Consider the following 19379-nt stretch of genomic DNA (forward strand, 5'->3'; position numbering starts at 1 on the left):
GTTCACCCGGCCAGGAGGGCGACGAGGACGAGGACCGCGAGCACCACCGCGGCCTGGGCGTAGTACATGTGGACCTGCCCCGTCTGCGGGCGGCGTGCCAGCGCGGCCAGCCACCGGGCGCTCCGCCCGACCGCGTCGACGAGGCCGTCCACGCGCAACTCGACGCGGCGCCCGGTGAGGCCCGCCGCCCAGCGCCCGCCCCGGACGATTCCGCGCACCGCCCCGTCCACGACCTGGTCGTCGAACCGGGCCAGTGCCCGCGCGAGCGCGAACACCGGGCGGACCGCGACGGCCAGCGCGACCCGCTCCGACCAGAGCCAGTTCACCGCCCACGCGGGCTCCGGAACCCGCCGGACGCCCGCGACCGCCGCCACCGTGACCACCGCCAGCACACCGGACAGGGCAGCGACCCGCACATCGGACTTCTCGGGCACCCCGAGCACCCGCCCCCAGGCACCCGCCAGCGCGGGAATCCCGAGCACGACGGCACCGAGAGCCAGCACGGCCAACGGCACCGACTCCAGGAGGGGCACCCGGAACGCGCCGCCCTCGGCCGGGCGGAACACGGCGAGCAACGCCTTCGCGGCGTAGGCGGCCGACAGGACGGAGGCGGCGAGCCCGACCGCGAGCAGGCCGCCGCCGGCGTCCGCGAGCACCTCGTCCTTCGTCGCCCACAACGACAGCGGCGGGACGCCGGCCAGCGCGAGCGCCCCCGCACCGAACGCCGCCCCGACCGGCCGGTGGCGGCGGGCGGCCCCCCGCAGCTCGCCGAGCCGCTGCGTCCCGAGCACGCTCAGCCACACACCGGCGCAGAGGAACAGGAGGCTCTTCACCGCGGCGTGCGCGACGAGGTGCGCCGTCCCGCCGGCCACCGAGCCGAGCCCGGCCGCCAGCACCATGAAGCCGATCTGCGCGCAGGTGGACGCGGCAAGGAGCTGCTTGAGATCGCGCTGCGCCAACGCGACGGCGCCCAAGACCAACGCGGTCAGAGCCCCCACCCAGCTCACCAAGGTGTCCGCCCACCCGGTCGCCGCCAGCAACGGGTGGAGCCGCAGCAGCAGATACGCACCGGCGGCGACCATCGTCGCCGAGTGCAGCAGCGCCGACACAGGGCTCGGCCCCGCCATCGCGCGCGACAGCCAGAACGAGAACGGCAGTTGCGCCGACTTCCCCAGCGCGGAGACCACGACACCGGCCGCGACGAGATCCCGCCAAGGCGCTTCGGCCGCGGCCAGATCGTCGAGCCGCAGCGAGTGGGCTCCCGCGACGGCGAACCCCGCCGCCATGTAGAGCCCCAGGTCGGCGGCCCGGGTCGTCAGGAACGCGACGTCCGCCGACCGCACCCGCTCGGCGTCCGGCCACAGGTAGCCGATGAGCGCGTACGACATCGCGCCCATGACCTCCCAGCCCATCAGCAGCAGCACCAGATCCGCCGCGGTGACGGTGACGGCCATGGCCGCCGCGAAGACCAGCATCAGCACGTAGAACCGGGCGCCGAACTTCTCCCCGGCCGCGTGGACGAGCACCGCCACCAGGACGACGGCCAGCGTCGCCAGCAGGACGGCGGACAGCCCGTCCACCGCCAGTCCGCCCGGCCATCCCGGCAGCATCATCCGCGTAGATCTCCGGCATCGTCGGTCATGTCCACGTCACGGGCCCGGAACAGCGCGGTGACGACGGCGAACCCCATCGCCATCTCCAGCGCCATCACGGTGATCGCGACGAGCACCAGGACCTGCCCGTCCGCCGTGCCGGGCGACACCCAGAACCAGAACCCGGCCCCGGCGGCCACCACACCGTTGATCATGAGTTCGAGGCCCATCATGAGCATCACGATCGACTGCTGCGACAGCGCCCCGAACAGCCCGACGCAGAACAGCGCGGCGGCGAGCAGCAGGAACGTCTCCAGGGTCATGGCGCACCGTCCCGGTCGTAGCGTCCCCGGTGCGTGGCCAGCACCACCGTGGCGATCATGGTGGCCAGGATCGCGATGCCGATCACCATCATGACCAGCATCTTCGGCCCCATGACCGACTCCCCCAGGGCGAGCGTCGGATCGCGCGGCGGGCGCCCCGCGCGCTCCGGCCACGGGACGGTGAAGATCCCGGCGGCGAGCACGACGAACGCGCCGCCCGAGATCGCGAGCGCGCCCCGCGTGTTGTGCAGCATCGTCATCGGCATCAGCCCGGCCGGGTTCATCATGTACATGACCATGAAGACCGCCATCACCAGCATCTCCATGATCATCATGAGGATGACCAGCACGCCGAGGTAGTGCAGGTCGATCAGCAGCAGCTCGGCGCCCACGCACAGGAACGACGCCAGCAGCGCGAACGTCGCCCGCGCCATCGAGTCCACGACGAACACGGCGACGCCGGACGCGACGGCGGCGACGGCGAGCACCCAGAACGCGACGTCCTCCACGACCGCCTCCTCACACGACGACGATTGCCACGACGAGCATCTGCAGGACCGTGGCGGGGATCAGGACCGTCCACGCCACGGTCATGGCGCGGTCCATGCGCAGGACCGGGAACCGCCGCCGCGTCCACACCAGCAGTGCCAGGACGGCGCACGTCTTCACCGGCGACCACAGCCAGGCGGGCAGCCACGGCCCCGCCCCGCCGCCGAGGAACAGCGGGACGGCGACGGCCGCCGCCACGGTCAGCAGCCCGTACCGTCCCGCCAGGAAGACGAGCCGGTCGGGCCCGGACAGCTCGGCCAGGACTCCCCCGGCCGCGTCACCGCCCACCGGATGGCCGAACGGTCCCCAGAACGCCATCGCCAGCGCCGAGACGAGGTAGACGGCGAACGCGGCCGGCATCCACACCGCGAACCACAGCCCGCCCTGCGCCTCCCCGATGATCCGCAGGTCGAGCGAGTGCGCGGCGAGCGCGGCGGTGATGAGCGCGAACATGTGCGGCAGCTCGTACGCGAGCCCCTGCGCGAGGAACCGGTAGCCGCCGACCAGCCCGAACGCCGAGTTGACGCCCCACCCGGCGAGCCACACCGCCCCCCAGGCGACGACCTCCATCGCGTTGAACCACACGACGCCGACGCCGGAGCCGACCGCCGCCCGGTCACCGAACGGCACGACGAGGGCCGCCAGCGCCGCCGCGAGCGGCAACGACACGACCCCGATCCTCGTCAGCAGCACATCGGCCCTGGCCGTGCGGCGCCGCTGCAGCGTCAGCAGCCGTGCGGCCTCCTGGAACGGCTCGGCGGGACGTCCCGCGAACGCGCCGTTCAGCGAGGCCGCGGCGACGGCCAGCATCCCGAGGACGACGACCTCAACCATCGCGGCCAGCCCCGAGGTCCGGATCGAGGCTCGCCACGATCAACCGGGCCTGTCCCAGCTCCGCGCCTTCGAGCAGCGACGGCAGCGTGGCGAGCGGCTCGCTGCGAGGGGCCTGTCCGCGGGCCGGATCGAGGTCGCGCAGCCACCCGTCCAGCCGCTCCTGGACATCGCCGACGCCACGCATCATCCAACGCAGCGCCCGCGACCACCTGACCCTCCGGGCGAACGACGCGAGCCGAGGCGCCAGCACCTCATCGTCCGCACCCGACAGGGCCTCGTCCCGAAGTACGGCGGCCCGCTCGGCGGCGGCCTCCCACCCCGCGACGTGCAGGAACCGCGAGAGGCTGTCGAGGCGGGACGCGGCCCGCCGCCCCTCGGTCCAGAACGTCCCGTCCCCGGTGTCGACGGCGGTGACCTCGGCCGCCTGGACGACGTCGCCCTGCAACGTCAGGTCGACCCGTAACCCGGCGGGCCAGTGCGACAGGACGGGCCCGAGCGGCACATGCAGGACGTCCAGCCGCAGCCCGTCCCGGTCGTCCGCGCGGTCGGCCATGTCCGCGTCCAGTTCCAGAGCGGGCCGGGAGCCGCCGGTCACGCCGTCCAGATCACGAGCGGAGGCGCGCACGCGCGGCTCCGGCATGTCGCGCCACACCACGTCGATGGCCTCCGCCAGCGCGGCGCCCGGATTCCCGCACACCACGAGCATCCCCGTCTCCGCGGGCGAGAGGGCGGGCCGCCACCGGCGCCGCCGCATCTGCGCCTCGACCGCGAGCCGGTCACGCGTCCCGTCCGCCGCCGAGACGACGAACGGGCGCTGCGCCGCGAACCGTCTCAGGCCCACCGCAGCGCCCCCTCCCGCCACGCGTACAGGACGCCGACCAGCAGCAGCGCCAGGAAGGCGAACATCTCCACGACCGCCTTCACGCCGACCGACGCGACGACGAGCGCCCACGGGTACATGAAGACCATCTCCATGTCGAAGGCGAGGAAGACCATCGACACCGCGTACCAGCGCACGTGGTACCGCGACAGCGCATGCTCGGCCGGACGCGCCCCCGACAGGAACGGCCCGCTCTCGAACCCCCGCGGCGTCATCACGAACGAGACGGCGTACAGCCCGGCGACCATGGCCGCCACCAGCCCGAGCACCGAGAGGACGACGGCATAAGGCGGCATGTGCCCCTCCGGGGTACGGGTGACCGGGCGCTAGTCGGCCTCTACCTGATCAGGCCCGCCGCGAAACATCGCCCGGCCGGGCCGGCGCGCTGCCGACCGCGATCGCGAGCAGCAGCACGAGCGCGGCACCCCCGGCCACCTGGGCCTCCCCCGTGGTGGGCAGGTCCTCCTTGGAGCCGCCGACCGGTGCGAGCCGCCCGTCCGGATCGAGGACGACACCGATGGTGTCGCCGCGCCCGTACCCCTCGCAGTTGGTCGCCAGCTCGCGCGGGATCGGCGTGCCGTCCGTGCGGCGCAGCGTGCAGTGGTGGGTCGAGGAGTTGCCGCGGCCCCTCGTCTTCCAGGTGCGGGTGACGACGGCGTCGGCGTCGACACCGACCCGCGATATGGCGACGTCGCGGATGCCGACGACGCCGACGCCGTAGACGACGAACAACGCCAGGACGCCGAAGGTCAGCGGCACGCCCGCGAACCGGAGCGGGCGCCGCGCCCGATACAGCCACGCGAGCGCGAGCACCCCGGCGATCGAACCCGCCACGGCCGACACCGCCGCGCCCGTCGTCCCCCACCACAGGTAGGAGGCCGCGGCCGCCGCGAACCCGAGCGCGGCGACGCCGGCCGCCACCGCGCCGCGCAGCACGGCGACCGCGAGCAGCCGCGGCACTAGGCGTGGCGCTCGCGGTCGGCCTCGGCGGCGGCGAGGATCATCTCGTCCACCACCCAGCGCGCCTCCGGCGACAGGTCGACCAGGGCGCGCAGCACCTCCGGCCGGATGACGCCGTGCTGGACGTCCCGGCGCAGCGCCGTCAGCGTCAGGTCGTCGCGGATCGGCTCGGACTCGACCGGGAAGCCGAAGTAGCCGATCGGCACGGCGAAGAACGTGGCGAGCGCCGTGAGCGTCTTGAGCTGCGGGTTCTCCTGCCGTCCGGTGCGCAGCTTCCACACGGTGGTGGACGAGATGTCCTCACCGGTGGCGTGCGCGATGGCCGCGGCCGTCTCCACGTTGTTGCGCGGCGGCCCGGCGTCCGCCGGCCACAGATTCTGGATCAGCCACTCGACCTTCTCGGCGAGCGACGCCCCCGGTGACACTTCCTCCGCATGATGCCGCATCGTCTCCCTCTCCCCCCATCGCCAGCGATTTAAGTTGACCACATCCACGTTCGTCAGCCAAGGACATGCGGCCGGCGCGATGCCGTGGCGCCGGAACCACAGAGGGAGACGCCGCCTACCCCGCGGGTCGCGGGCACCTCATCCGCTTCGGTGAACTTTGCCAAGAACCGTTGCAAAGGGCCTTTGCAACTCCTAGCGTCCTGCCCATGAAGGAACAACCGCCGCCCGAGGTGATCACCGATCCGCAGCAGGTGCGGCTGCTCGCGCACCCGCTGCGGCAGCGGATCGCCGAGATCATGCGGCGCGGCCCCGTGTCGTCCACCACCCTCGCCCGCGAGCTGGGCGAGAGCACCGGCTCGATGAGCTACCACCTGCGGCAGCTCGCCAGGCACGGGTTCGTGGAGGAGGTCCCGGAGCCGGCGCGCGGACGGGAGCGCTGGTGGCGGGCCGTGCCCGGCGACCGGCGGCTGCCCCCGTACAGCGAGCAGTCGCCGAAGATGCGCGAGGCCGTCGAGGAGCTGACCCGCCTGGAGTTCGCGAACGAGCTCGACCTGCTCACGCGCTACCAGCGGGAACGCGACGAGACGGGCCCGTGGTCGGACGCCCTGCTCTTCTCGATCTCCACCGTCACGCTGACCCCGGACCAGGTGCGTCCCTTCTTCGAGGAGTACATCGCACTCCTCTACCGCTACAAGCGCGCCGACGACGACCCGCCGCCGGACGCGCGGACCCTGCACGCCAGATTCCTGGCGTTCCCGGAGGTCTGAAAAAGTCCGGGCCGCCGAGTTGCCCCTCGCCGGCCCGGACGGGCGGAAGCCCGCATCACCACGCCGAACGGCGTGTTTCCACGCAACGCGAGCCCCCACGGAAAGGAGAGCACCTCATGCTGCTCTCGCGCAAACGACGCCTGCTCAAATGGGCGGTCCTGCTGATCTGGGTCGTGGTCACGATCCTGGCCGTCCCGGCGGCGGGCCGGCTCTCGGACGTCGTGCAGGCGAAGTCGTCCGCCGAACTGCCGCGCGGCGCCCAGTCGACGAAGGTGGACGAACTCACGTCCCGCTTCCCGGACGGCGAGCAGGCCCCAGGGATCATCGCCTACGTCCGGCCGTCGGGGATCACGGCCACCGACCGCGCGAAGGCCGAGGCCGACCGCCGCGCGCTCGCCCCTGCCGCGGCCGGGACGATCGCCGGACCCGTCCCGTCCCGCGACGGCCGGGCGCTCATGCTGAACGTGCCGCTGAAGGACGACGACACGCTCAGCGACAAGGCCGAGAAGCTCCGCGACCGCTCTCTTGCGGACGTCCCGCCGGGCCTCGAAGTGCGGCTGACGGGCCCGGCCGGGTCCGCCCTGGACGTAGGGGACGCCTTCAAGAAGGTGGACAAACCCGTCCTGATCGCCACGATCGTCCTGGTCGCGGTCGTCCTGCTCCTCACCTACCGCAGCCCGGTCCTGTGGCTGCTGCCGATCGTGAACGCGGCGATCGCCCTGCAGGTGACCGGCGCCGTCGTGTACCTCCTCGGCGAGCACGCCGGCCTCTACGTCGCGGACGGGACGTCCACCATCCTCAACGCGCTCGTCTTCGGCATCTCGACCGACTACGCGCTGCTCCTCCTCGCCCGCTACCGGGAGGAACTCCGCCGCCACCGCGACCGGCACGCCGCGATGCGGGCCGCCCTCCGCCGCGCCGCCGCCCCCATCACCGCGTCCGCCGCGACGGTCTCCCTGGGCCTGCTCTGCCTGCTCGCCGCGCACATGGGCTTCAACTACGCGCTGGGCCCGATCGGCGCGATCGGCGTCCTGGGCGGCCTCGTGGTCGTCATGTCGCTGCTGCCCGCGCTCCTGGTGATCTTCGGCCGCTGGGTGTTCTGGCCGCGCATCCCCCACTACGGCGACCCCGCACCCGCCCGCGGCATCTGGGACCGCATCGGCCACCGCATCGCCGCACGTCCCCGCCTGGTCTGGGTGGGCGGCCTGGTCGTGCTGGCCGCGCTCGCCTCCGCATGCCTGGGCATCTCGACCGGCCTGGACCGAGCCCACTTCCTCACCACCACGCCCAGCTCGACGCTCGGCGAGCAACTTCTCGCAAAGCACTACCCCGGCGGCCAGGGACGCCCGCTCCAAGCGATCACCGGCAAGCCGTCCGCCGTGCGCACCGCACTCCAAGACGCCCCCGGCGTGGCCCGCGTGGGATCACCCCAACCCTCCTCGGACGGCCACCTGACCAGGTTCGACATGGTCCTCACCTCCCCGCCTGACAGCGCGGCGGCGAAGGAGACCGTCCGCGAACTCCGCGAGACCGTCCCGGACGCGCTGTTCGGCGCGAGCACCGCCAGCGAGATCGACCTGGCCGACGCGCAGTCCCATGACCGCCGCGTGGTGATCCCACTGGTCCTGGCCGTCGTGCTGCTCATCCTGATCGTCCTGCTCCGCGCCCTGGTCGCCCCGCTCCTGGTGATCGCCACGGTCGTAGCGTCGTACTTCGCGGCCCTGGGCGCCGCCTGGCTCCTCTTCCGGTACGCGTTCGACTTCCCGGCCCTGGACATCCAGGTGGCCCTCATGGGCTTCCTGTTCATGGTCGCCCTCGGCGTGGACTACAACCTGTTCCTCGTCTCCCGCATTCGCGAGGAAGTAGGACGCACCGACCACCGCACCGGCGTTTTGCGCGGCCTCGGCGTCACCGGCGGCGTCATTTCCAGCGCGGGCCTCGTCCTGGCCGCCACGTTCGGCGTCCTCGGCAGCATGCCGGTCACGATGATGGTGCAGATAGGCGTCCTGGTCTCCCTCGGAGTCCTCCTGGACACCTTCTTCGTCCGGTCCGTGATCGTCCCGGCCCTGGCCCTGGACGCAGGCCCCCGCTTCTGGTGGCCCGCCCGCCAGAACACCACGCCACCCCCAACAACGCAGCACACGCCGATAGACGCCACCACAGGCAGGTAAGCGAGAAAGCGGCGGGGCTATCGGTTCTTTCGTCGTGCGATCCCGTTACCGATGAAGACGACGATGCCGAGGGTGAAGACGCCCGCCCCCGCATAGCCGACGAGTTTCCCCCTGGCTTCGTTCCTCTTCTCCTCGTCGTAGCTGGTGGCTCCGCCGCCGCTTGTGCTCATGCACCACTGACCAGGTCTCATCGGGCTGCCGTCACACTCGACGGCGGCGCCGTTCACGACGGCCTCGCCGTTGACGAAGAACATGACCAAGCCGGCGATGACCAGAGCAAAGGCCAGAACCTGGGGCCATTGCCTCCGCGAACCGCGCACGCAAAGGACCATATCCGTCCCCATACCGGCAACCGCAACTCCTCCGCCTCAGCAGGAGGCCCCGGACTCCCAGCCGGACTCGCGGTAGGTCCAGCGTTCGCCGCTGCCGTCCAGGGCTTCGTACTCGGCGCCGACCGGCAGCTCGGTCACTTCCCCGGTGTGCCCGGCCATGCGCAGCATGTCGACGGCGAGCCAGTACGCGTGGTGTGCGCCGGCCGACTCCCACTCGGCGCGGGTGAGCGACCGCATGTAGTGGCTGTCAGGCTGGCCGCGGGTGCCCAGCTCGTCGGCCTGTCCGCACGACCAGTACAGGACGCGTTCCTGGATCCCGAAGTAGCCGCGGGCGACCAGTTCCCGCGCGCCGCCGCACACGGGGCAGGGTCCGGCGGGGGACGGCGCGAACCGGAACATCAGCCAGTGCAGATCGATGATGCTGTGTTCGCGTCCCTCCTCCTCCACGCCCGTCGCGCCGCCCGGCATCCGGCAGTCGGGGCAGTGCCGCTGGTACGGGTCGCGGTGGTCGGCGTCCGGCCAGCCCGTCGGCCACAAGGCATCGCAGCGAGTGCACCGGAACTGGTGCCGGCGCGGACCGATCGCCTGGAACGGCATGGTGATCGTGAGCCCGTCCCGCAGCCCGCCGAGATACCCGGGATAGGTGCCGAACTCACTCGGCCACCGATCATGGGAGTCGTACGGCCACAGGAGCGCTATGCAGTCGGCGACCCTGATGGCGTCCCAGGCCGACCCATCCTGCCCGGCGTGCCCCTCGATGTTCAGCCGGTGCGCGAGATCGCGCAGGTCGCCGCCGGTCTCGGCGTTGAGCAGGGCGAGCCGGCGGACGGCCGCGGACTCGTATCCGGCCGCTTCGGCGGCGCCGAAGTCGGCGATCCGCAGGGCGGTGGCCACCCGCTCGCGCGCCAGCCGGTCGGCTTCGGCGCGGGCGCGCAGCGCCTCCCTCTCCTCGGCGCTGCCGGGCCATGGGCCGACGTCCGGGTTCCCTCGCACACGTCGCGGCATGATCGCCATGGTGCCGCACCCGGCCAGCCGTTTCCCCTTCTTTTCCCACCCGCCAACCCAGCGGATGTGGCCCCCGCATGTCAGGGGTGCGGGACGGTGGCTATCGCGTCGGCGTGCTCCTTCAGCCAGGCGATCTCGTTGTGGAGCCAGGTTCCGGGGGCGGTGATGCGGCCGGCGCGTTCGTGCATGTCGAGCTCGTCCTCGACTCGGGCGACGATGCACCAGCCGAAGTCGCGGCGGTGTTCGTCCTCAAGCCCGTATACGTCGAGGAAGGTGCGCAACAGGGCGAGTTGGCGGTCGAGGGGGGCGGCGATGTCGGCGCCGAGCAGCCACAGCCAGGCGGCGTAGGCGAGGTCGCGCGTGCGGGGGGCGGGGGCCGCCTGGTCGAAGTCGAACGCGGAGACAGGGAGGCCGTCGGTGAAGGTGACGTTGAGCGGGGAGAAATCGTTGTGGCACACCGTCTCCTCACTGCCTGCGATCAGCGTGCCGGCGGCCGCGTCGTGCAGTCGGCGCAGTAGCCGTGCCGCGGCGGTGATCTGGGCGGGCGACCAGTCGCGGGCCTGGAAGTCGGTCACGGTCTCACCGGGCTGGAAGCTGAGGATCTCGCGGCCCTTGTCATCGGTGCCGAGCAGCCTCGGCGCGGCGTCGCAGCCGGCGTCCTCGAAATGCCGGAGCAGCCGGTGCACGAACGGCGAGTGCGGCCCGACCGGCCGGCGCACGGTGTCCCCGACACGGACGACCCCCTCCGTGATCTTGCCCCCCGACAACGGGATCTCCAGTTCGGGTCGGCTCACAGGGGAGGCGTCTGACGAGGTCATTTGTACTCCTGATGGTTGTCGCGTCATGCTCGGCGTGCTCATCTGACCGGAGTTCGCCGCGAGGTGTCCAACAGCCGACACACCGGTGGAAGACAACCAGGAGTTGTGGATGGAGCTGGATCTGGGCGCGGTCCGGGCCTTTCTCGCCGTCGTCGACGACGGGCAGTTCACCGGGGCGGCCGACCGCCTCGGCATGACCCAGCAGGCCGTGTCCAAGCGGATCGCCAGGCTGGAGTCGGACCTGGGCGTCCCGCTCCTGAACCGCGCCCGCGCCGGAGCCGGGACGACCGAGGACGGTGCGGCCTTCCTCCCGCAGGCCCGAGCGCTGATCGGCCTCGCCGACCATGCCACCGCGATGCTGCGTGCACGTCACCGCGCCCTGCGCATCGACGTACTCGCCCGCGCCGCGGCCCCCGTCGACATGGTCAGGGACTTCTACGAAGCCGGCGACGCCGAGGTCGACATCGTCGTCTCCCGCGGCAGCGTCTCACGGTGGACGGCGCTCGCCGACGGCTCGGTCGACGCGGCGTTCGGCCGTGTCACCGGGCCTCTTCCGCCGGGGATCGAGCGCATCCCGGCCTGCCTGGAGCCGATCCCCATCCTGGCCGGCCGCCGGCACGGGCTGGGCAGACGCAGGCGCGTGCCGATGACCGAACTCGCGGGCCTGACGGCGTGGATGCCCGGCAACGCCCCCGGCAGCGAATGGGCCGAGTACTACCGCTTCCTCAGCGAGGAGTTCGGCGTCCGGATCGACACGTCCGGCCCGGTGTTCGGCCATGACCACATCATGGAGAAGGTCGGGGCCTCGGCGGACCTCATCACGTTCGGCAACAAGGCGCAGTATCCCGGCCACCCGGATATCGCCCAGATCTCCGTCACCGATCCCACGCCGGTCTATCCCTGGTCCCTCATGTGGCACGAGGCGAACCGCCACCCGGCATTGCCCCGGCTCATCGCCCACGTGAAGAACCACTACCGTGCGTTCGCGACGCGGGGCCACTGGCTGCCCGCCCCTGACCGCAACCTGTTTCCAGCCATCCGCTAAGAGCTTGCTCAGTCGGTATCCGACTCCAGCAAGGTGATTCCGATGACGACGCTGCGGAACGGGTCGCCGACCGCCGAGTTCTCCGATTCGCCGGCCAGGCACAGTGCCAGCAGCCGGATCGCGGTGGCCTTGTCGGCCGTGGCCGGTTCCCGTCCGGCGAACACCGGGCCCCCGATCTCTTCGAGGCGGATTGCGGCCTGCCGCGCCCATGTGCTCGGTGCCGTGCCGTCGAGCGCCCGCCGTCCAGTGCGGACAAGGGCGGCCAGATCCCCGGCGGCCGCCTCGTTGCCGCGCGCCAGCCGGACGCATGCCGCGTCGTGCAGGACGCCGGCGACCCGGCGGCGCCACGCGCGCTCAGGCTCCCGGCTGAACAGGTAGTGGCGGGCCTGGTAGTACATGCCCCGTTCGAAGACACGGTCGAGGGCGCGGTCCAGCAGCAGCGACCCGGACTGCCCGCTCCCCAGATCCGCGGGCAGTGCACGCTGGGCATCGCGGACGCTGCCCCTCTCCGCTTCCCACTCGTCGCCCCGCTTGTCGGCTCGCTCCCTGTCAATGGCGATATCGGGGTCGGTGGCCAGCGAGTACCTCGCGTAGGCGTCGCCCTCGCTTCTGACGGCCGAGCTCAGCCGATCAGTCGCGGTGATCGCGGGGGTGAGGTCGCGGTCGACCTTGTGGGTGGGGGCCAGCACGCGGGCCAGGTTCCGTGTTGCCGCGCCCGCCTCCTCCAGTTCGTCCCGGCAGTCGGCGGCCATGTCCTTCGCCACCCAGAGCGAATGGCCGGAGCGGTGGTGCCGGACGTTCAGCACCGCGCGGACCAGCAGTATCCGCGCGAGGAGCGGCGCCACCCGATCGACATCGCCGGCGATGTGACCGGCGAGCGTCCCGCGGTCGATTCCACCCGGTCGATCCACAAGGGGCTCCCGTCCGCTGGGCGAACCGCGCTCCCGAAGTCTAACGATCAGGCCGGCAGCGACCCGTCCAAAATATTGCTAAACCAGAAAATTTGCTGATTCAGAAAGAATTTTGTAGCGTGCGGGCATGGCCGACGATCGTGCACGCGAAGACCGCCCGCAGCCCGGGCTGCGGGAAAGGAAGAAGCAGGCGACCCGGGAGGCGCTGACACTGGCGGCGGTGCGGCTGGCCATCGAGCGCGGGCTGGAGAACGTGCGTGTCGAGGACATCGCCGCCGAGGTTCGAGTGTCGACGCGGACCTTCAACAACTACTTCGCCGGCAAGTACGAGGCACTCGCGGCGCGTCACGTCGACCGGATGCGGCGATCGGCCCGGGAACTGCGGGAACGCCCGGCCAGTGAACCACTGTGGGAAGCGATCACGCACGCGGTCCTCGCACCGCTGGCGGACTCGGGCAGGGCGCACGACAGCCCGGCTCCGGACACGCTCGCCGCCATCCGGCTGATCGCCGGCGAGCCGGTCCTCCAGGCCGAGGCGCTGAGGGCCGGCATGGCGGCCGACGACGAGTTCACCGCGGCGGTCGCCGAGCGCACCGGAACCGACATCGATCGCGACCTGTTCCCGCGGCTGGTCGCAGCCGCGGTGGCGGCCGCCGTCCACGTGGCCACCGATCAGTGGCTGCGGACCGATCCGCCGGCCCCGCTCACACCACTGTTGCGGGAGGCGCTGGGGCAGCTCGCCGCCGGCCTGCCGATCCCGCCCGCCGATCCGGATCGGCAGGACCGATGAAAACCTCCACCACAGGCACCACCCAAGCAGTCGGCGGACGCCTGCCCGCCCGCCTCGTCACCCTCATGATCACGGTCGCGCTGGGGTCGATCATGATGCAGATGGACGCGACGATGACCAACATCGCCTACAACACCCTGCTCAAGGAGTTCGACACGTCACTGCTCACCATCCAGTGGATCACCACCGGCTATCTGCTGGCGATGGCGGCGGTGATGGCCCTGTGCGGCTGGGCCCTGGACCGCTTCGGCGCCCGGACCATGTGGATCACCAGCATCGCCGTGTTCCTCCTCGGGTCGGTGCTGTGCGGCATCGCCTGGGACGCGCCCGCTCTCATCGCGTTCCGCCTCGTCCAGGGACTGGGCGGCGGCATGGTCCTCCCCCTGGGCATGGCGATCCTCGCCCAAGAGGCCGGCCCATCACGGCTGGGTCGCGTCATGGGCGTGATGGGGGTCCCCTCGGCCCTGGGCCCGGTGCTGGGTCCGGTGCTGGGCGGCGTCATCGTCGACGACTGGAACTGGCGCTGGATCTTCTTCATCAACGTTCCGGTGTGCGTCGCCGCCGTCGTGCTCGCCTGGCGGACCATGCCGACCAGGAGGTCACCGAACGCCGGACGGCTCGACGTCCTCGGCCTGCTGCTGCTGTCCCCCGGCTGCGCCGTGGTGGTCTTCGCGCTCACCGAGGCCGGCAGGTACGGATCGTTCGCCGACCGGCACGTCGTGCTCCCGCTGGTCATCGGCTTCGCCCTGCTCACGGCGTTCTCCGTGCACGCGCTGCGCACCGACGCCCCGATCCTGGATCTGCGGCTGCTGAAGGTCCGCAGCTTCCTGTCCTCATCCACCGTGCTGTTCTTCGCCAGCGTCGCCCTGTTCGGTGCGGTGGGGGTCCTGCCGCTCTACTACCAGCAGGCTCGCGGGCACAGCGTGCTGGAGGCCGGGCTCCTGCTGGCTCCGCAGGGTCTCGGCATGGCCGTCTCCCTGTTCGCCGTCGGCAGGCTCGCCGACAGGGCGGCCCCCCGGCTGCTGGTCAGCTGCGGACTGACGCTCACCGCCGCGGGTTCGATCGTGTTCACGCAACTCGGGACGCACACCGACGAGGTGCTGCTCAGCGGCGCGCTTGTGCTCAGCGGCGCCGGTATCGGCATGGTCATGGTCCCCGCGATGGCCGCCGCGATCCGCGACATACCGGGAGCGGCGATCCCGCGGGCGAGCGCGGCGAACCGGATCATCATGCAGCTCGGGTCCTCGTTCGGCTCGGCCGTCCTCATCATCGTGCTGCAGAACCGCATCAACCATCTCATCGACACCAAGAGCATCACGCCCGACGGCCTGGCCGGCGCCTACGGGCACACGTTCTGGTGGGTCCTGGGCTTCGCCGCCATCTCCATCGTGCTCACACTGCTCATGCCGGCCCGCCCGCCACAGCAGCAGCGCAGCGTCGACGCCACGGTCCCCATCGCCTGAGACCTTCCGGTCAGCGGCGTCCGCCGAACTCCCAGGGGTGGACCTCGATCGACGCGTATCGGTCCTCGGTGAGGACGGCGCCTGCCTTGTGCTCGTCCGAGGCGCGGACCAGTGCCGCCGTCCCCACCCAGGTGGCGCCGTCGTCCGACAGCAGGGGCCCGTAAGCGATCAGGTCGTCTCGCCCGGACGGGACGGCGAGGTCGGCGGCCTCCCCTGCGCCGAAGCCCAGCACCAGGAACCGGCGGCCGTCCGTCCGCCCGCCGGGGAAGTCCCACATCGTGCGGCCCAGCTTGTTGCGCCACCGGCGCAGCAGCACGTCCCGGTACACGCCGGCCTGGTAGCCGGGCTCCTCGAAGGCGAACGCGCGGGCGGCGGACGCGTCCGGAAGGTCGACGATGTGCACGCTGCCGGTGGCCGTCTCGGCGTCATCGGCCATCAGGGTCGGGCCCCGGGCGATCAGCTCCTTCGCGAACCGGTCCATGTAGGACCAGTGCTCTTCCAGCAGCTCGTAGCGCAGCGGCATCGAGCCGGGCCGGTCGCGGTGGTAGACGAAGAACTCCATGTGCCCAGTCTTCACCACCCGGCCCGCACAAGATCACGTTCTCGGCGGTGTCGGCCGGGCGGCCCTCCTGGTCAGACGGTGGGGTTCACGCCCGCCGCGGCGAGGACCTCGCGGTGCTCCCGGTACAGCGCGTCGAAGGCGGCGGTCTCGGCGTCGTCGTCCTCCCGCGTGAACGCCGGCGGCCCGTCGCCGGTCAGGTCGTCCGGGTCGAACTCGGCGCGGTAGACGATCGTGGCGTTGCCCTCCAGGATCGGCTGCCACCGGCCGTCCCGCTCCCGCAGCCACGACCGGGCGACACCGCCCGGGTTGCGCACGCGCACCGGTACGTCCGGCGCGATCCGGCCGAGCCTCGACAGCACCGCGCGGGACGCCACGACGCCGGAGCCGCAGCTCTGCGTCAGCCCGGCGCCGCGCTCGTACGTCTGCGCGTAGACCTCGGACATGTCCGCGCTCAGCGGCAGGACGAAGCTGACGTTCGCCCCGAGCGGGAACACTTCCGGCGTGTCCGCCACCCGCAGGCCGGTCTTCACCAGGTCGCCTTCGTCATAGGCGTCGATGACGCTGACCAGGTGCGAGTTCGGCACGGCCACCGCGCTCACCGGCAGCGACGCGTGGTAGGCCGTCAGAGCCTGGTCGATCATCGGGGCCGCGGCGCCGGCGACGATCGGGTCGGACGGGGAGAAATCGACCGGCGGCAGCTCCACCGCGGTCTGCCGCACGCCGTGCGGCGTCAGGCCCGCGTCGCGCACCGTGAAGGAGTAGGGGCCGGTGTGCAGGACGACCTGCTCGGCGCCGTAGCGGTCCAGCAGCAGCCTGCCCGCCCCGCGCATCCCGTTGCCGCAGAGCAGCGCCGGGGAGCCGTCCGGGTTGAAGAACCAGGCGCGTCCCGTCCCGTCACCGTCGTCGGCGACGAAGTACACGCCGTCCGAGCCCAGGCCGAGGCGGCGATCGCAGAGCCGCTCCACCGCCCGGGTGAGCCGTCCGCCCGGAAAGCGCTCATCGGGCGCGCCCTCGATGACCAGGATGTCGTTACGACTCCCGTGGATCTTGGTGACCGGCAACTGTGACATCACGGCTTTCTGTGGTGATCCGCCTGCTCATCCCTGACCTGCCCATGCTATCCGGGCCGCGGACGGCCCCGCCGTCCCGGACCAGCCGGAAGGCCCCCCCGGCAGCGGCCCTCCGCGATCCGCATTTGCGCCCAGGCCGAGCCGACGCCGATCCTTCCGGCATGACCTCGAACACCACCACCACCGCGGCGGCGTCCGGCACCTGGACGCTGGGCGACATGGTCGTCAACCGGATCGGACTGGGCGCGATGCGGCTGCCGCAGACCGGCACGGCCCTGGTCCCGGACGCCGTGCCGCGCGACCGCGGGCAGGCGATCGCGGTGCTGCGGCGGGCGGTCGAGCTCGGCGTGAACCACATCGACACCGCCGCCTTCTACTTCTCGTCGCTGCGGTCGGCGAACGAGCTGGTCAACAGCGCCCTGGCCCCTTATCCGGACGGTCTGCTGGTCGCCACCAAGGTCGGCCCGGCCCGCGATGCGGCCGGCCGGTGGGCGCCGCACGCGATGACGCCGGAGGCGTTGCGCGGCCAGGTCGAGGAGAACCTCCGCCAGCTCGGCCGCGACCACCTGGACCTGGTCTACCTGCGCATCGTCCACGATCACGACCGATTCGCCGAACGCTTCGGCGCGCTCGCCGAACTGCGCCGGGCCGGGCTCATCCGTCACCTCGGGCTGTCCAACATCCTCCCGCGCCACCTCGAAGAGGCGCGGGCCATCGCACCGGTCGTCTGCGTCCAGAACCCGTACGGCATCGGCGCGTTCCCCGAGCAGGATCAGGTGCAGCGCCTCTGCGGCGAACAGGGGATCGCGTTCGTCCCGTTCTACTCAATGGCGGGCACCCGACGCGAGGACGGAGCGTCGGGCGACGACGAACCCGCGATCAACGTCATCGCGCGGGCGCACGAGGCGTCCACCGCGCAGATCAGGCTGGCCTGGACGCTTCACAAGGGCGCGCATGTACTGGCGATTCCCGGCACCGGCGACCCCGTCCACCTGGAGCAGAACATCGCCGCCGGAGCGATCCGCCTTACCGAAGACGAGCTCGCCCAGCTGAACGCCCTGCACGACCGGACGGTCTAGCGCCGGTTCGCGAAGGGGTCGAGGACGATCAGGCCGTGGAGCAGGATCGGGCCGAGGGCGAGGCTGAAGAGGCAGTCGGTGAGCCAGTGCTCGTCGGCCACCGTGAGGGCCGTCGCCGCGACCGCGCCCGCCACCACCGCGATGGTCCGGCGGCGGCCCGCCGGCAGTCTCGGGCGGACGGCGGGAAACGCGACCACCAGCAGTTCGAGAATGACCCACCCGAGCGCGAACGCGTTGAGAGTGTGCCCCGACGGATACGCGTCCCCGTGCGTGAACAGCACATCGGTGTCACCGAACGGATACGTCCTGGGGAACACCTCCTTCAAGGCGACCTGCAGCAGCGACAGCCCGCCCACGATCACCGCGGCCATCAGCGGACAGCGCCAGGAACGCCCGCGGACCCCGGCGACGACGGCGACCGGGGCCATCACCGCGACCAGGTCACCGCGCTGGCCGAGCTTGGTGACCGCGTGCGCCGTCGCGTGGAGGCCGCCCGTGACGTGCGCGTCGCAGAACTCGTGGACGGCGAAGTCGAGATGGCGGAGCGGGCCGTCCAGCAGCACGTCCACCGTGACCAGCACCATGACCGCCATCAGCGGCCCGTACCAGCGCTTCGCCACACACCGGACATTCCCGGCCAACGCGCCGGGCTACATCACCCGGGCGTGAGGATGGCACGACCCCGCACCCGCCCGGCGTCCAGGTCGTCGATCGCCGACTGGAAGTCGTCCAGGGCGTACTTCACCGTGTGCAGCGTGACCGAGCCGCGCGCCGCCAGCGCCATCAGGTCGGCCAGGTCGTTGTACGACCCGACGAGGTTGCCGATGAAGCTGATCTCCGCGGAGATGATGTCGATCGTGGGGACGTCGATGTTCTCGCCGTAGCCGACCACGTGGTACTCGCCCGCCTGCCGCAGCATCCGCACGCCCTCCGCGGTCGCGCCGCCCTCGCCGACGAAGTCGACGACCGCCTCGGCGCCCTCACCGCCGGTCAGGTCGAGGACCTTCTCCACATGCCCGCCGTCCGCGACGATCCCGTGGTCGGCGCCGATCTCGCCCGCCAGCTTCACCGCGTCCGGGTTCCGGTCCACCACGATCAGCTCGGCGGGACTGATCGCCTTCAGCACCTGGACGCCGATGTGCCCGAGCCCGCCCGCCCCGATCACCACGCACCGGTCGCGCGGGGTCAGCCGCCGCGCCGCCTTCGCCGCCGCATGATAGGCGGTGAGCCCGGCGTCGGCGAAGGCCGCCACGTCCGCCGGCTCCAGCGACTCGTCCAGCTTCACGACACTGCGCGCCGACGTCTTCAGGTAGTCGGCGTACCCGCCGTCGCCGTCGATCCCGGGGAACCTGCTGTTCGCGCAGTGGACGTCGTCCCCGGACCGGCAGGCGCGGCACAGCCCGCACGTCACCAGCGGGTGGACGATCACCTTGTCGCCCTCTTCGACGTTCGTCACCGCGGACCCGACCGCGTGCACCCATCCCGCGTTCTCGTGCCCGATCGTGTACGGCAGCCCGACCCCAGACTTCTCCGCCCACTGCCCCTCAAGGATGTGCAGGTCGGTGCGGCACACCCCGGCGCCGCCTATTCGCACCACGACGTCGAACGGCCCGTCGGCCTCCGGGACGGGCACCTCGCTCATCCGCAAATTCTCGTGATACCCGACGACCTGCACGGCTCGCATCGTGCTCATGAACGCACCCCTCCTGGACGGTCTCGTCCCGGCGGGCATACCCGCCCCACCTCGCGGCCGACCATTCCCGCCGTTACCGGACGCCCGTA

The 19379-nt window shown here is 71.7% G+C and carries 22 protein-coding genes; 6 read left to right on the forward strand and 16 right to left on the reverse strand.

What is annotated here, in order from left to right; translation table 11 throughout:
• Positions 1-2: 2 nt before the first annotated feature.
• The 8 genes from E1293_RS02150 to E1293_RS02185 are packed head-to-tail and all read right to left on the reverse strand — an operon-like array spanning position 3 to position 5584.
• Entirely contained in the window at positions 3-1613 is a 1611-nt protein-coding gene (locus tag E1293_RS02150; RefSeq protein ID WP_132193190.1) for a proton-conducting transporter transmembrane domain-containing protein, read from the reverse strand.
• The gene (nuoK, locus tag E1293_RS02155) at positions 1610-1915 is read right to left on the reverse strand and encodes an NADH-quinone oxidoreductase subunit NuoK (protein WP_132193192.1); all 306 of its coding nucleotides are present in this window, start codon (positions 1913-1915) and stop codon (positions 1610-1612) included. The genes E1293_RS02150 and nuoK overlap by 4 nt, the downstream gene beginning before the upstream one ends.
• Positions 1912-2424 carry an NADH-quinone oxidoreductase subunit J gene (locus E1293_RS02160; protein WP_207938627.1) on the reverse strand — a complete coding sequence of 171 codons (513 nt, stop codon included), beginning with the start codon at positions 2422-2424 and terminating at the stop codon, positions 1912-1914. Before E1293_RS02160 ends, nuoK begins: the two co-directional genes overlap by 4 nt.
• A 10-nt stretch (positions 2425-2434) precedes the next feature.
• Positions 2435-3298 carry a complex I subunit 1 family protein gene (locus E1293_RS02165; RefSeq protein WP_132193194.1) on the reverse strand — a complete coding sequence of 288 codons (864 nt, stop codon included), beginning with the start codon at positions 3296-3298 and terminating at the stop codon, positions 2435-2437.
• A complete protein-coding gene (locus E1293_RS02170; RefSeq protein WP_132193196.1) occupies positions 3291-4139 on the reverse strand; it encodes a hypothetical protein in 849 nt (282 codons plus the stop codon). Before E1293_RS02170 ends, E1293_RS02165 begins: the two co-directional genes overlap by 8 nt.
• Positions 4130-4474, reverse strand: a complete 345-nt coding sequence (locus E1293_RS02175; protein WP_132193198.1) for an NADH-quinone oxidoreductase subunit A — start codon at positions 4472-4474, stop codon at positions 4130-4132. The genes E1293_RS02170 and E1293_RS02175 overlap by 10 nt, the downstream gene beginning before the upstream one ends.
• A 49-nt stretch (positions 4475-4523) precedes the next feature.
• A complete protein-coding gene (locus tag E1293_RS02180; RefSeq protein ID WP_132193200.1) occupies positions 4524-5138 on the reverse strand; it encodes a hypothetical protein in 615 nt (204 codons plus the stop codon).
• Positions 5138-5584 carry an XRE family transcriptional regulator gene (locus E1293_RS02185; RefSeq protein ID WP_132193202.1) on the reverse strand — a complete coding sequence of 149 codons (447 nt, stop codon included), beginning with the start codon at positions 5582-5584 and terminating at the stop codon, positions 5138-5140. Before E1293_RS02185 ends, E1293_RS02180 begins: the two co-directional genes overlap by 1 nt.
• Positions 5585-5790: 206 nt before the next feature.
• Here E1293_RS02185 and E1293_RS02190 point away from each other — a divergent pair, with 206 nt between their 5' ends.
• Together E1293_RS02190 and E1293_RS02195 are read left to right on the forward strand one after the other, a co-directional pair.
• Positions 5791-6351 (forward strand): ArsR/SmtB family transcription factor, encoded by a 561-nt coding sequence (locus E1293_RS02190; protein WP_132193204.1) that lies wholly within the window; start codon positions 5791-5793, stop codon positions 6349-6351.
• 116 nt (positions 6352-6467) lie between these two features.
• Positions 6468-8522, forward strand: coding sequence for an MMPL family transporter (locus E1293_RS02195; protein WP_132193206.1), 2055 nt, complete (start codon positions 6468-6470; stop codon positions 8520-8522).
• A 17-nt stretch (positions 8523-8539) separates the two neighbouring features.
• Here the strand turns inward: E1293_RS02195 and E1293_RS02200 are convergent, their stop codons facing one another.
• The 3 genes from E1293_RS02200 to E1293_RS48455 all read right to left on the reverse strand — a co-directional run bounded on the left by E1293_RS02200 (position 8540) and on the right by E1293_RS48455 (position 10677).
• Positions 8540-8842: a hypothetical protein gene (locus tag E1293_RS02200; protein WP_207938628.1), complete on the reverse strand. Its 303-nt coding sequence runs from the start codon at positions 8840-8842 to the stop codon at positions 8540-8542.
• A 48-nt stretch (positions 8843-8890) separates the two neighbouring features.
• Positions 8891-9859: a hypothetical protein gene (locus tag E1293_RS02205; protein ID WP_207938629.1), complete on the reverse strand. Its 969-nt coding sequence runs from the start codon at positions 9857-9859 to the stop codon at positions 8891-8893.
• Positions 9860-9939: 80 nt separating this feature from the next.
• A complete protein-coding gene (locus tag E1293_RS48455; protein ID WP_207938630.1) occupies positions 9940-10677 on the reverse strand; it encodes an aminoglycoside phosphotransferase family protein in 738 nt (245 codons plus the stop codon).
• A 109-nt stretch (positions 10678-10786) separates the two neighbouring features.
• Here E1293_RS48455 and E1293_RS02215 point away from each other — a divergent pair, with 109 nt between their 5' ends.
• Complete coding sequence (locus tag E1293_RS02215; RefSeq protein WP_132193208.1) at positions 10787-11722, forward strand: LysR family transcriptional regulator; 936 nt, start codon at positions 10787-10789, stop codon at positions 11720-11722.
• An 8-nt stretch (positions 11723-11730) separates the two neighbouring features.
• Here the strand turns inward: E1293_RS02215 and E1293_RS02220 are convergent, their stop codons facing one another.
• On the reverse strand, positions 11731-12633 hold the full coding sequence (locus E1293_RS02220) for a hypothetical protein (RefSeq protein WP_132193210.1): 903 nt from the start codon (positions 12631-12633) through the stop codon (positions 11731-11733).
• Positions 12634-12760: 127 nt separating this feature from the next.
• Between E1293_RS02220 and E1293_RS02225 the strand changes: the two genes are divergently transcribed.
• Complete coding sequence (locus E1293_RS02225; RefSeq protein WP_132193212.1) at positions 12761-13423, forward strand: TetR/AcrR family transcriptional regulator; 663 nt, start codon at positions 12761-12763, stop codon at positions 13421-13423.
• Positions 13420-14886 (forward strand): MDR family MFS transporter, encoded by a 1467-nt coding sequence (locus tag E1293_RS02230; RefSeq protein WP_132193214.1) that lies wholly within the window; start codon positions 13420-13422, stop codon positions 14884-14886. Before E1293_RS02225 ends, E1293_RS02230 begins: the two co-directional genes overlap by 4 nt.
• A 10-nt stretch (positions 14887-14896) precedes the next feature.
• On the opposite strand, the gene E1293_RS02235 is transcribed toward E1293_RS02230, so the two are convergent.
• Both E1293_RS02235 and dapF read right to left on the reverse strand, forming a co-directional pair.
• Positions 14897-15448 carry a YciI family protein gene (locus E1293_RS02235; RefSeq protein WP_132193216.1) on the reverse strand — a complete coding sequence of 184 codons (552 nt, stop codon included), beginning with the start codon at positions 15446-15448 and terminating at the stop codon, positions 14897-14899.
• Between the two features lie 71 nt (positions 15449-15519).
• A complete protein-coding gene (gene dapF, locus E1293_RS02240; protein ID WP_132193218.1) occupies positions 15520-16518 on the reverse strand; it encodes a diaminopimelate epimerase in 999 nt (332 codons plus the stop codon).
• Between the two features lie 161 nt (positions 16519-16679).
• Here dapF and E1293_RS02245 point away from each other — a divergent pair, with 161 nt between their 5' ends.
• Complete coding sequence (locus tag E1293_RS02245; RefSeq protein ID WP_132193220.1) at positions 16680-17597, forward strand: aldo/keto reductase; 918 nt, start codon at positions 16680-16682, stop codon at positions 17595-17597.
• Here E1293_RS02245 and E1293_RS02250 read toward each other — a convergent pair.
• Positions 17594-18217, reverse strand: coding sequence for a phosphatase PAP2 family protein (locus E1293_RS02250; RefSeq protein ID WP_132193222.1), 624 nt, complete (start codon positions 18215-18217; stop codon positions 17594-17596). The genes E1293_RS02245 and E1293_RS02250 overlap by 4 nt on opposite strands.
• A 35-nt stretch (positions 18218-18252) precedes the next feature.
• The gene (locus E1293_RS02255; protein ID WP_132193286.1) at positions 18253-19281 is read right to left on the reverse strand and encodes an NAD(P)-dependent alcohol dehydrogenase; all 1029 of its coding nucleotides are present in this window, start codon (positions 19279-19281) and stop codon (positions 18253-18255) included.
• Between the last annotated feature and the right edge of the window lie 98 nt (positions 19282-19379).

This window comes from Actinomadura darangshiensis (assembly GCF_004349235.1).
In the GTDB taxonomy this organism is placed as follows: domain Bacteria; phylum Actinomycetota; class Actinomycetes; order Streptosporangiales; family Streptosporangiaceae; genus Spirillospora; species Spirillospora darangshiensis.

Bases quoted from the DNA above. Each gene is read 5' to 3' on its own strand.
- E1293_RS02150 (WP_132193190.1), bottom strand. From the start codon at position 1,613: ATGATGCTGCCGGGATGGCCGGGCGGACTGGCGGTGGACGGGCTGTCC.
- nuoK (WP_132193192.1), bottom strand. From the start codon at position 1,915: ATGACCCTGGAGACGTTCCTGCTGCTCGCCGCCGCGCTGTTCTGCGTC.
- E1293_RS02165 (WP_132193194.1), bottom strand. From the start codon at position 3,298: ATGGTTGAGGTCGTCGTCCTCGGGATGCTGGCCGTCGCCGCGGCCTCG.
- E1293_RS02175 (WP_132193198.1), bottom strand. From the start codon at position 4,474: ATGCCGCCTTATGCCGTCGTCCTCTCGGTGCTCGGGCTGGTGGCGGCC.
- E1293_RS02185 (WP_132193202.1), bottom strand. From the start codon at position 5,584: ATGCGGCATCATGCGGAGGAAGTGTCACCGGGGGCGTCGCTCGCCGAG.
- E1293_RS02190 (WP_132193204.1), top strand. From the start codon at position 5,791: ATGAAGGAACAACCGCCGCCCGAGGTGATCACCGATCCGCAGCAGGTG.
- E1293_RS02195 (WP_132193206.1), top strand. From the start codon at position 6,468: ATGCTGCTCTCGCGCAAACGACGCCTGCTCAAATGGGCGGTCCTGCTG.
- E1293_RS02205 (WP_207938629.1), bottom strand. From the start codon at position 9,859: ATGCCGCGACGTGTGCGAGGGAACCCGGACGTCGGCCCATGGCCCGGC.
- E1293_RS48455 (WP_207938630.1), bottom strand. From the start codon at position 10,677: ATGACCTCGTCAGACGCCTCCCCTGTGAGCCGACCCGAACTGGAGATC.
- E1293_RS02215 (WP_132193208.1), top strand. From the start codon at position 10,787: ATGGAGCTGGATCTGGGCGCGGTCCGGGCCTTTCTCGCCGTCGTCGAC.
- E1293_RS02225 (WP_132193212.1), top strand. From the start codon at position 12,761: ATGGCCGACGATCGTGCACGCGAAGACCGCCCGCAGCCCGGGCTGCGG.
- E1293_RS02230 (WP_132193214.1), top strand. From the start codon at position 13,420: ATGAAAACCTCCACCACAGGCACCACCCAAGCAGTCGGCGGACGCCTG.
- E1293_RS02235 (WP_132193216.1), bottom strand. From the start codon at position 15,448: ATGGAGTTCTTCGTCTACCACCGCGACCGGCCCGGCTCGATGCCGCTG.
- dapF (WP_132193218.1), bottom strand. From the start codon at position 16,518: ATGTCACAGTTGCCGGTCACCAAGATCCACGGGAGTCGTAACGACATC.
- E1293_RS02245 (WP_132193220.1), top strand. From the start codon at position 16,680: ATGACCTCGAACACCACCACCACCGCGGCGGCGTCCGGCACCTGGACG.
- E1293_RS02255 (WP_132193286.1), bottom strand. From the start codon at position 19,281: ATGCGAGCCGTGCAGGTCGTCGGGTATCACGAGAATTTGCGGATGAGC.